Origin of the sequence: Alicyclobacillus acidocaldarius subsp. acidocaldarius Tc-4-1 (assembly GCF_000219875.1) — a bacterium.
Classification (GTDB): domain Bacteria; phylum Bacillota; class Bacilli; order Alicyclobacillales; family Alicyclobacillaceae; genus Alicyclobacillus; species Alicyclobacillus acidocaldarius_A.
In genome coordinates, this window is sequence record NC_017167.1 from 1,761,073 (window position 1) to 1,774,945 (window position 13,873).

Genomic DNA, 13,873 nt, shown 5'->3' on the forward strand with positions numbered 1-13,873 from the left:
ATCAATTGTTGTTACAGAAGGCTGCGTACGTACGCCGAATTTGCCCTATATGTTTCTCAAGGTGCTCTATAATGAAGTGATCAATCACCCACGCTATCGTTCGCCTTCCGAACTTAGGGTTGTCACCTTCGATCTCCAGATCGTCATCTCGCAGTGCGCCTAACATCGACAACACTTCCTGCTTTCCGCGTCGGACGCCCTCAAGCAGATCTTCCAACGCCTCGTCCCTCGAGAGCGCGACAGCTCGGAGCCGTTCCGGATGGTCTACAGTGCGCCCGAAACGGGCACCAGGGTTTGCTTTCAAATTCAACACGTCACTGCTGAAGAAATGCTCGAACTCAGACACGTGGGCAAGCACTTGCGCGACCGACCAGGCGTTTTCACTCGGTTTCCAGTGCAATGCCTCTGAACTGATATCTTCCACTGCTCTTTCCAGCTCTTCGTGCAACTGAAGGACGCGATTTCGAATGAACGCAACGCTTTCCAACGAGACAGTCCCCCTTTTTGCAGCACATACTCTCACGCTTCACCGATGCAATTTTCCAGAACTCCAATTCGTTCGATTTCCACGCGTACCACATCCCCGACTTTCATAAACCCCTTGGGATCCATCGCTACACCAACGCCCCCAGGAGTACCAGTCGCAATTACATCTCCAGGTTCGAGCGTCATCACCTGTGAGATAAAGGAGATTAATTGGGCAACACTAAAGATCATGTTTCGTGTGGTGTCGTCTTGCCGGAGTTCGCCATTGAGCCACAACCGGATCGATAAGTTCTGCGGATCCGGAATGTCCTCAACCGTCACCAATGCTGGCCCCATCGGCCCCGTCTTATCAAACGACTTTCCCTGCAACCATTGGGACGTCCTTTGTTGCCAGTCCCGCACCGTGATGTCGTTATATGCGGTATAACCCGCTATATATTCCAATGCTTTCTCTTGCGAAATGTCTCGGCCACGTTTCCCAATGATCACGGCCAATTCCGCCTCGTAGTCTAGCTGGTCCGAGACTCGCGGAAATGGAATCACATCTCCGTGCGCACACACAGTGTTTTGTAGCTTTGCGAAAATTACAGGGATTCGTGGCAGATCACGCTTCATCTCAGAGACATGGTCATAGTAGTTTCGACCTACGCAGATGATTTTTCCCGGGCGCGGGACAGGCGCAAGTCGTTTAACCGATGAAGCTGGTACCAAGCAATCTTTCAACTCTTCCCTGTGGTTTGTTACAAAAGCGAGTACCCTTCGAGCTTCGTCCATCGCACGCGCCCCCGCTTGCAAAAAGGAGAGTGGATCTGAAGGGAGCAACGCGTTTGCCAATCGTTCTGGGGCAGGATCCCCTTGCATTTTTAACATGCAGGCGCACGCCCGGTTGGCATCGATAAACACGTCCCCTAGTTCCAATCCTAGTCGCACGTCGCCGTTTGCATGAAATGTCACAATGCGCACAACGATCTCTCCGTTCTATTCCTTATTGGAACTCGGCCGTGACAACTTGATGGCCGTTCGGATATTCCTCCCACCGCTCAAGTCTCAGTCGTTCCATGACGGGGCGGTCATTGGTAGAAAACAGATAGGCACTTCGCGATCCCGTGTTGACGTGCTCATGCCACGCCCAGTTCGGGATTACAAAGGTATCTCCTTTCTCCCAAGCAAACCGAACTCCCTCGATGACGGTGTAACCACTGCCTTCAAAGACATGGTAAATAGCGCTGTGTACATGCCGGTGTGCACGCGTGTGATGTCCAGGAGGAAGCATTTGCATCATTGCACCGATTGTTTGGCCAGCCGCCTCCCCCGTGACAGGGTTAATGTATTCCATCGCATACGCATCGTAAGGATCGGGTTCTAATTGGCCCAACCGTTCCAGAGCTTGCTTTGTGAATGACCACTTGAATACTGTCTGTGGCGCTACGAGGTTGTTACGGTCTTGAATCGGACGAAGTCCAGGAGCAGAATACCTTAGAAGAGCGTAGTTGTCTGGAAACGTTACAGGCTGATTGAATTCAGGAAAATTTTCAAAAAACATTACGCCCAATTTGTAGAGAAGGGGTATATCAAGACAATCTAGCCAGATCATCGGCTCGTCGCCCTCATGCACGTGATCGTGCCAAAGCCCTGCGGGCGTAATTAGAAAATCCCCTGCCTCCATCGCGATTCGCTCACCTTCGACGATGGTGAACGCACCAGACCCTTGGATGATAAATCGAATCGCCGATTGATTATGCCTATGAGACGGCGCCTTTTCCCCGGGCAGAAGTAACTGGATCCCAGCGTACAACGTGTCAGTTGCAGCCCCCCAGCCCCACGGCTCCAGGTCAGCAACGCCGGGATTCCTAAAGAACACGACCCGGCGTTCCCCACCGCGGTCCAATGTCACAAGTTCTCCCGCTTCTTTAACAAAGGGAGCAACGTCTTTCCACTTCCATAAATAGGGGATCGATTTAGGTTTCGGCTCCTTCGTCATGATGCTTCCAATCGAATTCCACAAAGGACCCAAGTGTTTCTCCTTAAGCCGTTCATAGTAAACACGAAAACGTTCGTCCAACGATTGCATATCCATCCCCCCAGAAGAGGACTTATGAAACGCGAGCCGACCGAAGCCTTTCTAGCACGTCATCGGGTATCGGAATCGCCTGCAGCTTGCCACCTTGCTCCACCACCCAACCACGCCACTCATGTCCTCGCCCCGTAACGATGCCGGCGCGCCGCACTGTGTGGTCGATCCGAATGGTTTTGTTACGCACTTCTGTGATCTCAGAAGTGATGACAATCTCGTCATCGTAGTAAAGCGGATTCTCAAACTCACAAGAAGCACTAAGGATAGGCGTAATCACCCCCTTTTTTTGTAACTCCCGAATCGACAGACCAATCATGCGAAAGTATTCGTGTGTCGCCGTATCAAACCATCTGAAATAGTTTGGATAGAACACGATGCCCGCGGCATCCGTTTCCCCCCACTGAACGCGCATCCTCATTTCATGCACAACGCACGTCCTCCTTACTGGTGAATAACTCGGACCGTCTCCATTTCGACAGCGATTCCTCGCCTCTTCAGAATCACTGGCGCAGTCTCTTTCAGTCCGAAGGAAACCAAGAACACTAAGAACGAGCCTGCAGCAGCCATCCAAAGCGGGGCCGTTGGACTCACTGCGTCCGCCAAGGCGCCTGCAACCGTGGGGACAATCGTGCCACCGCATAATTCACCCACAAGGATGATAAGCGACATGGCGGTCGCGACAAACGCACGCGGCACCGACTCACCCGGGATGACTGATAAGAAGATTGGCGCATATCCCTGTGCCAGGGCCGACAGTAGCGCTAGGATCATGAACGTACCCACGTTGACGTGTAGCAGCGCAATCAGAATCGGCGGGATGGTCGCAGCGAGACCAAAGGAAATAATCACAGGCTTCCTGCCGATTCGGTCTGACAAGTACGGTCCGATAAGTCCCCAGACAAAACTCCCAAGCCCCATGGCACTCATGATCAACGACGCCTGAGACGGAGAGAATTTGTCGATCGAGGTCAAAAACGTTGGCGCGAAGGTTGTAAAGGCGAACAGCCAACTCATGAACCCGATCGAAATCACCATGCATAACCACACATTGCGGTGTTTGAAGACGACCTTGTAGTCACCAGGGTTTGGACGCACATGGGCCTCCGTCTCACTTTGATGGATGAGCTTAGGCTCGCGCATGAACTTCATAAGGATGAACGCGACGATTAAACCCGGTATGGTGAGGATGTAAAACGCATTATGCCAACCCGCATGTTGAGCAATGGCAACGACCAGCAGAGGCGCCACAACGGTCCCCAGCAGAGCAGTGGAACTTTGCACAAAACCAATGTTGAATCCCATGCGATGCGGCGTCGATTCTGCGACGACGGACGTCTGCGCGATCGTCACCACTGGGCCTTCTGCAGCCCCCATAAGACCTCGCGCGAACAGCAAAAGCCCAAACGTCGTGGCCAATCCTGTCGAGAAGGATGCAAGCGAGAAGATGAGGATAGCAATAACCAGAAACCGTTTTTTTGCGTTGATAAGATCGGACCAACTTGAAAACAACCAACTAGAAATGGCCCAGCAGATGGACAGGATGGATACCGACATACCTATCTGGGCTTCATTCAATTTAAGTGTGGGCGCAATAAAGGGGAACAAGTAGGTGATGCTTAGCCGATCCATCATGACGAGACCGTAGGTGAAAAACATGATAACGACAATGAAATTCTCATAAGTCCGCCACCGAAAGCGGTCCCTGGATTCCACGACTCATCCCTCCAAATTTTACATAGAAACGGTGTAATCGTGAGCATTTTACACCACTGCGGTACAACTCCATTTCACCAAGCTCACGCCCCATTCGTCCCGTTTGACTCCATCACCAAACAGAAGAAAAATGTCGTTTAGGCGAAGGAACTCGCTTTCGTCTTACATCGCCTCCTCGTACACCAAACTAGCTGAGATTATCGGCAAAAGAGTTGGATGATTTAGTGAAAACGGATTCACTGAGTCGAGTTTTCAACGCGCCCGTAATACACCGGGGGATGCTTTTCACGCATTTGCTTGGCCAATTCGAGCTTATAAATCTTTCCGCTGCTATTTAATGGCATTTCATCTAGGATCTCAATGAAATCTGGCACCTTGAAGTCGGCTAGATTCTGGCGGCAATATTCCCGAATCTCTTCCTCGGTCAACGTGTGACCCGGCTTGAGCGTGACGCAAGCGCACGAACGCTCGCCTAGGACCGGATCAGGAACGCCTACCACCGCCGCCTCTTGCACTGCAGGCAGTTGATAAAGGAGCTCCTCCACTTCCTTGGGGTAGATTTTTAATCCACCGCGGTTGATCATCTCTTTGATGCGTCCCACAATGGTCACGTAACCTGCCTCATTGATAGACGCCAAATCCCCTGTGTGAAACCATCCCCGCTCGTCGATTGCGGCCTTGGTCGCTTCCTCGTTGTTATAGTAGCCCAACATTAGGCCAGGGGAGTTGGCGACGAGCTCGCCGACGTGATCCGGCGGCAAGAAATTTCCGTTTTCATCGACGACTGCTAATGCGACGCCCGGCAACGGCCTACCCACCGTCGCGTACACCCACGGCTCGTTCTCAAAGTGCGTCGCTGTGAGCGCGGGCGAGCACTCGGTCATGCCATAGGACAAAATCGGGTTGAGGCCGAGTTCCGAGCGTATGCGTTGGACGATCTCGTAGGGACAAGGCGCTGCCGCGACGATCCCCGTGCGAAGTGATGACAGGTCATAATGCTTTCGGTTCGGATGATTGAGCTCGAGGACGAACATCGTCGACACGCCGTGGTGGACCGTCACTTTCTCCCGTTCGACGACTTTGAACACGTCTTCCGGATGAAACTGCTCCATGAAGACGACCGTTGAACCCATCAGCACGCCCATCAGGGTGACCGAGAGCCCGAAGATATGACAAGCGGGGACCACGACGAGCACGACGTCCCTGTCGCTGTTCTCCAGAGCTGCGTTCATTCTGTTCGCTGAGAACAGCAAGCTTTGGTGGGTTAACATCGCCCCTTTCGGAACACCTGTAGTCCCAGATGTATACACGATGGCCGCGACGTCCGCAGGTTTCACGTTTATCGCTGAAGCAATCCTGTGTTTCCGTCCCATTTCAAGGAGGTGGGCAAATGACACGCCCTTTTCGAGCGCGCTTCGGTCACCGGGGGACACCGCCACGACGTGCTCTAACCCCGGGACATGGGCTTGGCACTCAAGGAACAGCTCGTAATGGGAGAGAGCATCCTTCGTATCGCTGTGTGCGACCAAGGCTGCCTTGGCCCCTGAGTTCTGGACAATGAATTCGATTTCATGTCTGCGCAACCGCGGATTGGCAGGAACAAGAATGAGACCCAACATTGACATGGCATAAAGGGAAATGACGAATTCGGGCCAATTGGGCATGCATACGACTACGCGATCTCCTTTCTTCAGCCCCAACTGCGACAACCCAGACGCCAGTGCCGTCACTTGCTCGTAAAGGTTTTCGTAGGACAGGCGAATGCCCCTTTCCACCTGCACCAAAGCCGTTTTATAAGGGTTTCGGTTGCGGGCGGCGATTAAGCCGTCAAACAGGGTCTGTTCTGTCTGGTCGGACGATAGCACGCGCTCCTCATATGGCTTCCCAAACGGTAGCAATGCCCTGACCTCCCCCAATACACAGTGAAGCCACTCCATACTTCTTTCCTCGGCGCTTCAACTCCGTGAGCATCGTCAGGATAAGCCGCATGCCACTCGCGCCGAGCGGATGCCCTAAGGCAATGGCCCCCCATTGACATTCGCTATGCTGATATCAAACCCCAACTCGCGCTGACACCCCAGAAATTGAGCGGCGAACGCTTCGTTGATCTCGATGAGGTCCATTTGGCCAAGCGTCATCCCTGCCCGCTCGAAAGCAGCCCGGATCGCCGCCACAGGGCCTAAGCCCATGAGGCTGGGTTCGACGCCGACCACGGCCCACGACACCAGCCTGCCGATGGGATTTAGGTTGTGCCGCTCAGCATAGTCGCCCGACACGAGGACACCTGCCGCGGCTCCGTCGCTCAGCGCGCTCGCATTTCCAGCCGTCACCAAGCCGTTTTCAATAAACCTCGGAGGCAACTTGGCCAAGGTCTCCAGTGTCGTGGGACGCGGAATTTCGTCCGTTTTGACGACAAACGACTGCTTGGGCGCCTGCACTTCCACCGGCACGATCTCTTCGTCGAAGTACCCCGCTTCGATCGCGTGAAGCGCTCTCGTATGACTCAGTGCAGCGAATTCGTCGACTTCTTCACGCCTCAGTCCGTATTTGCGGCCAACGTTCTCAGCAGTTCCGGCCATCGTATAGCCGCAGAACGAATCCATCAGCGCTTCCCACAGCATGTCTTCTAACTTGCCTTGCCCGAGACCAAGCCCCGTGCGAGCACCCCGAATGGCGAACGGAACTTGACTCATGTTCTCGGCTCCGCCGACTAAAGCGACCTCAGACTCCCCATACGCGATGGATAGCGCAGCCGACACGACAGCCTGCATCCCGGAGCCACACACGCGGTTTACAGTGAGGGCAGGGCACTCAATGCGCGTTCCCGTCTTCAAACCGACATGGCGAGCCATCAGGATACCTTCTTTATCGCTCGATTGATGAACATTTCCAAAGACAACATTGTCTACTTCTTCAACCGGAACTCGAGCACGATCTAGCGCGGCCTTCGATGCGATCACGGCCAAATCTACAGCTGAGACGTCTTTGAGCGAACCGTTAAACTTCCCAAATGGCGTTCTCGCAGCTCCAACCAAGTAATATTCTTTGGCCATGATCCATCCCCCCTTGATTTATTTTATGAAGAGATAAAATTCATCACCAAAAGCTTCATAAATTCATACATTCGAGAAGACAGGTTTGCGCTTTTCAACAAAAGCCCGAATGCCCTCCTGACCGTCTCGACTTTGAAACGCCGTCATGAAAGCTCGTTGTTCCAGAGACAACCCCGCCTCGATGGGAACGTCGAGCGCATTCGCGATCGCTAGTTTGGCTTCGGCCAATGCAATAAGCGGTCGCTGAATGAGCTCATTCACAAGGTTTGTCGTCGCCTCCTCGAGTTTTTCTGGTTCTACAACATCGCAGGCGACTCCAAGGGCTTTCGCTTCCTCGGCCGGCAAAGGGCGACCAAGCATGACGATTTCTTTTGCCTTCGCCGGGCCAACACACCGCGTGAGTCGCTGAGTCCCTCCCCCTCCTGGAATGATTCCGAGACTGAGCTCGGGAAGCGCAAATACAGCGTTTTGGGCGGCAAGTCGAAAATCGCACGCAAGAGCTAGTTCAAACCCAGCACCGTATGCAATGCCACTGACAACACACACTACAGGCTTTGTACACTGCTCGATTGCTCGCAGCGCACGACCTGATATGCAATTGAACTCAGCCATCTGGCGCGCGTCATATTGGGCCACTTCTTTGACATCGATCCCTGCAACGAACGATTTTTTACCACTACCTACAATCACGACAACACGGACGTTCGGATCTTTTTCAGCTTCTTTGATACACTCGTACAGAGCTTCGAACGCGGCACGGTTGAGTGCGTTAACCGGCGGATTGTGAATCGAGATTCGCGCGCAGTTTGATTCAACTGTCATTTGAATGATAGAGCTCATTCCTTACCTTCCCCCTCGTAGTCATACCATCCTTTCCCAACCTTTCGCCCGAGTCGCCCCGCCCTTACGAGCGTGCGCAGCGAGTGAGGAGCGGCATACCGAGGATCCTTTGTTTCATTGTAAAAACATCCATAACATACAGACCGATTTCGACTCCTGCGAAATCCTGCAACTCAAACGGACCCATCGGGTAATTCAAACCAAGTTTCACTGCGGTATCGACGTCCTCTTTTGTTGCGACACCTTCTTCAACCAGCCGAATCGCCTCGATGAATTGCGGAATCATTATGCGATTCACAATAAACCCTGGCGTGTCCTTTTTGACCTCGACTGTTGTCTTTCCGAATTTCTCCGCGAGTTCTTTTGCAACTTTGACTGTCTCGTCACTCGTGTTGAATCCTCGCACAATCTCAACCAAGCGCATAACCTGGGGAGGATTAAAGAAATGCATCCCAACAACCTTGTCTGGCCTTTCAGTCACCGATGCAATGCTTGTGATCGAAAGCGACGACGTATTGGTTGCAAGGATGACCTGAGGGCTACATATCTTATCTAATTGCCCAAAAACTTCTTGTTTAACTTCCAAATCTTCTACAACTGCTTCGATCACGAAGTCTACTCGGGACAGCTCAGTTATCTGCGACGTGAAACTAACTCGCGAGAGCATCGAATCCGCGGCTTCTTGTGAAAGTTTTCCTTTAGAAATCTCTTTATTTACCAAATATTGAATATTATTCCTCCCCTTTTCTAGTGCCTCTTTAACATTATCAACGACGATAACTTCGAATCCTTGCTGTGCAGCGACATGCGCAATTCCTGCTCCCATGCTCCCAGAACCAACTATTCCTAATAATCTTATCTCTTCCACATAGAATCACCTCGCGTTCATGTTCTCTGAACACTATGATAGGCCCGAAAACCGACATTCGAAATACGCGAATCAAATGGACACTGCACAGCAAAATCCTCAGATATGCGGATTGAAGTCCCGGCACAATATGTTTGAGCCTTTTGCAGAATGACGGATTCCATTGCGAGCGAAAACGACGCACACTTCTCGTGAAAGATAACTTATTCCACAAAAATCCTTTTCTGCTGTGTGGATAGATCACGCCCCTTCGGTAGTGCTCGTTCGAGTCATCAGAGTAGATGCCAAGAGCACAATCGCGTGGATGTACGCATGTACGGTGACTTTCTCGATGCCACGTACATGCACGCTGTCAACATCGGTTGTAAAATCCCCAACATAAATATCAAGACTCATAAGTTAGTAGGGACGAGCCCCCACTTAGGCTGGTGTATTGTCGTAGAGAGGTTTGGCCAGTGCACAAGCGTTTAGGAGCCGCTTGTGTGTTTGTCAAGCGAAAAAGTTGACCACTTTGCTAATTGAAAAGTTGACCACCCTGGCGTAGTGGGTCTGGTGCCTGGCGAAGGCATGACAACCTCGTCACAACTGGGTTGCCGCTCGTCTTTGGCTCTCTCGGAATCGATAGGATTCGCCTTCAAACAGCAGGATGTGGGAGTGGTGGGTGGTGTTAGGTTAAAACAGTGGACGCAGCGAATCGAGAATGTAAGAATAAGTCGATTCGAGGTGAGCCACGTGACACAAAAATACGACAACGACTTTAAACTCCATGCTGTTCAACTCGCTTTGGAAGGCCACAAGGCAGCAAGTGAAATCGCACGCGATCTCGGGATATCTGTGAAGAGTTTGTACGGGTGGATCGCGAAGTATCGCGAAGATCCTGAAACCCCGTTCGTCGGAAGCGGAAACCTGAGACCAGAAGCGAAAGCGATGCGCGATCTGGAGTGGGAAAATCGCCAATTGCGAGAGGAGAATGAGATCCTAAAAAAAGCCATGCGCATCTTCACCAACGACCGGAAGTAGTGTATGCCTGGATCCACAAGCACCGCTCCGAATTTCCGGTTCAGAAGATGTGCAAAGTCCTCGGTGTATCTCGGAGCGGCTACTACGCATGGCGCGGACGGCCCGAAAGTCTTCGGGCCAAGCGCAGGAAGCGACGGATTCGTCGCATTCATGAACTGTTCCTGCAATCTCGTCGATTGTATGGGAGTCCAAAGATCACAGCGCTCCTACGTCGGGACGGGGAACGCATCGCACAAAAGACGGTAGCGCGTCTCATGCGAGAGCACGGGCTTCGGAGTCGTACCGTACGCAAGTACAAAGCGACAACCGATTCGAAGCATCGTCATCCCGTGCATGAGAACGTCCTCAATCAACGCTTTGTGGCAGAACGGCCAGGACAGGTCTATATGGCAGATATCACGTACATTCCGACAGATGAAGGCTGGGTGTATCTTGCCAGCGTTGAAGATCTGTACAGCCGTAAGATTGTGGGTTGGAACGCAGGTGCGAGGATGTCCAAAGAGCTCTGCATCCGCGCGTTGGAGCAAGCACACAAACACAGGCAGCAACGCGACGGCGTTGTCCTGCACCATTCGGATCGTGGAAGCCAGTACGCGTCGCATGAGTATCAGAACCGGCTCAGAGCCTATGGGATGACGGCAAGCATGAGTCGGAAAGGGAATTGTTATGACAATGCTTGTATGGAATCATTCCACAGCGTGCTCAAGCGAGAACTCGTGTACCTAGAGAGATTCCGGACGCGAGCTGAGGCCATCCGACGGATCTTCGAGTACATCGAAATCTGGTACAACCGACAACGGATCCACGGTGCAGTTGGGTATCGGACGCCCGATGACGTCGAGCGCCAATACTTCGAGGCGAAGTTGAAAGGTGTCGGTGCAGATGGCCAAGTGAGTGCTTGACGTGGAGAGGCGGGCATGATAGCCTGGCCGGTCTTCCAAGGGCGAGCGTGGCTCGGCTGCGGTCAAACGCGACATCATGCCCGCGGAGGCTCCATGTCAAGCACGGCCGAGGCAGCGCATCGCGCAGGAAATCTTGTACATTCTCGGTTTTGATGTGTCCACTGTATTGACTCAATACCACTTCGGTATGAGCGGTTATCTCGTCCTCAACCCGTATTCGCAAAATAACACCGCTCCCATTCGTCCGGGGTATGGTATCCGATGGATGCGTGGATTCGCTTTCGGTTGTACCAGACTTCGATGTACTCAAAAATCCGCTGGATGGCCTCCGCACGCGTTTTGAATCGCTCCAGATAGATGAGTTCCCGCTTGAGAACGCTGTGAAAGGATTCCATGCAGGCATTGTCATAACAGTTTCCCTTTCGACTCATGCTTGGCACCATACCATACGCTCGTAGGCGATCTTGATACTCGTGCGACGCGTATTGGCTACCGCGATCCGAATGATGGAGCGTGACACATCCTTCTCTGCGCCGTCCTCGTCGATAGGCCTGATCAAGTGCGTCCAAGCAAAGTTCTTTCGTCATGCGTGCATCCGCACGCCATCCGACGATCTTTCGAGTATACAAGTCCTCCACGCTCGCCAGATACACCCACCCCTCGTCGGTCGGGATGTACGTGATATCGGCCATGTACACCTGACCGGGGTGCTCCGTCACAAAGCGTTGGTCGAGCACGTTCTTGTGCACAGGATACGTGTGTTGTGACGCCGTGGTGGCCTTGTGCTTGCGCACCGTCCGGCTTCGGAGGCCGTGCTCTTTCATCCAACGCGCCACGGTCTTTTGAGCAATGCGTTCTCCTTCTCGACGAAGAAGTGCCGTAATCTTCGGACTGCCGTACAAGCGCCTGGACTCCACAAACAACTCGTGAATCCGTCGAATCAAGCGCTTGCGTCGCTTCGCACGTTGGCTTTCCGGGCGTTTGCACCAGGCGTAATACCCGCTCCGAGAAACCCGTAGGAGTTGGCACATCTTCTGAACCGAAAGCTCGGAGCGGTGTGCATGGATCCAAGCGAAGGCTACTTCCGGTCGTGCGTGAAGATGCGCACAGCTTTTTTTAGGATCTCGTTCTCCTCGCGCAAACGTCGGTTTTCCCGCTCCAAATCGCGTTGGGCTTGTGCATCCGGGCGCAGGTGTCCACTTCCAACAAAGGGGTGATCCCTGAATCCGTGACAGGGCCGATGGAAAGAGGCTGATGTGTGTTCTCGCAAGCCCCTTCACTGCGATTTCACGGATGTACATTCAATTTTCTTAGGGATTGTGAATATCGGTTGGAGCCAGTGCGGCGAAAAGGCAGATGTCCCCCCTGGACTCGTGAATGGTTGGGTTCGGTTTCCATGTCAGGTCATATGCAGTGTCTTTGCTCGACACAGTTCACGTTACGCAAAGGCCAAGTACAATCGCCGAAATGCCGGGAGCCATCGATTCCCGTACCCCAATTTCAGCTTGGTCTGTCTGGCGTGTCGCACCATCTTCGCAGCCAGTGTCATCAGGTTCTGAATCACAGTCCGGATCCGGCGACGTTCTGCCTTTTTTCGTAGCGGCGCATCATTTCGCTTCAGACTCTCCTGGCCGATCACTCGCAGCAGATTGTACGCCACGCATACAAAGTGCAATACCAAGTTGTTCGTGGCGAATTTACCCGAGGGCAGCCGCTCGGCGTCCAGATCCGTCTTGATTTCGCTGTGGAACTGTTCCATCACGGCGTGGTCGTGATACAGGCGAATGATCACAGCCGGGTCATCCGGCAGTGAGGTCCAGTAGGCGCTGACCTCAATGTCCGGTACCAATAAGATTTGGCCGTCGGCCGTCATGGTCCGTTCGATAACTTCGAACACCATGCGAACTGGTTCGGATACACCCTTGACGGGACACATCAGCGAACCATGATATACCTTCTTGCCGGGACGAGGTTCATGACATGTCCCGTGTCGCTGGGCAATCACAAGCCAGGCCTCGGGGCTCTCCTTTCGCAAGTTGCGCTTGATGATGAACTCGGCCCTGCTGTCCTGGGAGCGACACACGGCGATGTTTTCTGCACTGTCATTGCCGGCATCCAGACGAACCAGAAGCGGGAGGTCCGTCACCTGCCTTGCATACTGAATACTCTCCCGCAGGAAAGTCGACGTGCCCTTTTGTACGTGGGTACTGCCTTCACGCAACTGGACATTGACCACGTAGCCCTCTTGGCCAAGGTAAGCAAAGATGGGAGCATATCCGTCGTGCCCCTTGTATGTACGGGACACGCCTTCCTTCTTCGTGCCGGAATTATCAAAGGGACTGACGTCGATATCCAGCGGGATGTAAGTTCGACGCTCTGCAGGCACGCCCAGTTCAATCGGATGCAGAGTTACATCGAGGGCTCTCAGGAGCCTTGCGGACTCTTCCCGGAGAATGGACTCCCAGCCGGATTTTCCGGCAACCATGTCCAAACGCTGGCGCAGCGTCGGGCTCGAAGGCACGTTGTCTACTTGCAGTGCGATCATGAAAAACTCGTCATCTCGAAACGCTTCGATGTGGTCGAAGTCGGTCTTGCCTTGGCAAAGCAGCCCGATGTATGAGTATGCCACGTCCCGGTTTGAAATATCCGGTTTGCCCATACCAGGCAGGCGGGTCTGATTCAACCGCTCGCCGATTCTGGTTTTATCAAGCAACACGCCGACAAGGGTCATTCCCGAATGCGTGACGATGACTTCATCGGATTCTTCAATGATGAAACGCAAGTGGTTCACCCCGATGGTGAAGAGGGATTGAATACAGCCGATATCCGAACTATCTCAATTCTACAGGACCAACCACGAGCGCTTCAGCAATTTTCGCACCTACTCGTCACGGATTCAGGGGTGATCGGTGAACGT

10 protein-coding genes and 2 pseudogenes are annotated in these 13,873 nt (G+C 53.0%); 1 reads left to right on the top strand and 11 read right to left on the bottom strand.

Annotated elements, in window-relative coordinates:
* Position 1 precedes the first annotated feature (1 nt).
* The 9 genes and pseudogenes from TC41_RS08420 to TC41_RS08460 all read right to left on the bottom strand — a co-directional run bounded on the left by TC41_RS08420 (position 2) and on the right by TC41_RS08460 (position 8,992).
* On the bottom strand, positions 2–487 hold the full coding sequence (locus TC41_RS08420; protein ID WP_014464604.1) for a DinB family protein: 486 nt from the start codon (positions 485–487) through the stop codon (positions 2–4).
* A 32-nt stretch (positions 488–519) separates the two neighbouring features.
* Complete coding sequence (locus tag TC41_RS08425; RefSeq protein ID WP_014464605.1) at positions 520–1,449, bottom strand: fumarylacetoacetate hydrolase family protein; 930 nt, start codon at positions 1,447–1,449, stop codon at positions 520–522.
* A 22-nt stretch (positions 1,450–1,471) separates the two neighbouring features.
* Positions 1,472–2,563 carry a cupin domain-containing protein gene (locus TC41_RS08430; RefSeq protein WP_014464606.1) on the bottom strand — a complete coding sequence of 364 codons (1,092 nt, stop codon included), beginning with the start codon at positions 2,561–2,563 and terminating at the stop codon, positions 1,472–1,474.
* A 16-nt stretch (positions 2,564–2,579) separates the two neighbouring features.
* Positions 2,580–2,978 (bottom strand): acyl-CoA thioesterase, encoded by a 399-nt coding sequence (locus TC41_RS08435; protein WP_041695787.1) that lies wholly within the window; start codon positions 2,976–2,978, stop codon positions 2,580–2,582.
* 23 nt (positions 2,979–3,001) lie between these two features.
* Positions 3,002–4,273, bottom strand: coding sequence for an MFS transporter (locus tag TC41_RS08440; RefSeq protein ID WP_041695231.1), 1,272 nt, complete (start codon positions 4,271–4,273; stop codon positions 3,002–3,004).
* Between the two features lie 236 nt (positions 4,274–4,509).
* On the bottom strand, positions 4,510–6,171 hold the full coding sequence (locus TC41_RS08445) for a class I adenylate-forming enzyme family protein (protein WP_049784350.1): 1,662 nt from the start codon (positions 6,169–6,171) through the stop codon (positions 4,510–4,512).
* A pseudogene (locus TC41_RS08450) lies at positions 6,146–7,326 on the bottom strand (thiolase family protein). Before TC41_RS08450 ends, TC41_RS08445 begins: the two are co-directional and overlap by 26 nt.
* 63 nt (positions 7,327–7,389) lie before the next feature.
* Positions 7,390–8,166, bottom strand: coding sequence for an enoyl-CoA hydratase/isomerase family protein (locus tag TC41_RS08455; RefSeq protein WP_014464611.1), 777 nt, complete (start codon positions 8,164–8,166; stop codon positions 7,390–7,392).
* Positions 8,163–8,992: pseudogene (locus TC41_RS08460) on the bottom strand (3-hydroxyacyl-CoA dehydrogenase family protein). The gene TC41_RS08455 and the pseudogene TC41_RS08460 overlap by 4 nt, the downstream one beginning before the upstream one ends.
* Positions 8,993–9,766: 774 nt before the next feature.
* Here TC41_RS08460 and TC41_RS08470 point away from each other — a divergent pair.
* A protein-coding gene (locus TC41_RS08470) for an IS3 family transposase (protein ID WP_202797564.1) occupies positions 9,767–10,956 on the top strand; the annotation gives its coding sequence in 2 pieces (ribosomal slippage) (positions 9,767–10,013 and positions 10,013–10,956; 1,191 coding nt in all).
* Positions 10,957–11,162: 206 nt separating this feature from the next.
* Here TC41_RS08470 and TC41_RS08475 read toward each other — a convergent pair.
* Positions 11,163–12,257 (bottom strand): IS3 family transposase, encoded by a 1,095-nt coding sequence (locus TC41_RS08475; RefSeq protein ID WP_148260158.1) that lies wholly within the window; start codon positions 12,255–12,257, stop codon positions 11,163–11,165.
* Between the two features lie 137 nt (positions 12,258–12,394).
* Positions 12,395–13,747: an IS1380 family transposase gene (locus TC41_RS08480; protein WP_014463112.1), complete on the bottom strand. Its 1,353-nt coding sequence runs from the start codon at positions 13,745–13,747 to the stop codon at positions 12,395–12,397.
* Positions 13,748–13,873 lie beyond the last annotated feature (126 nt).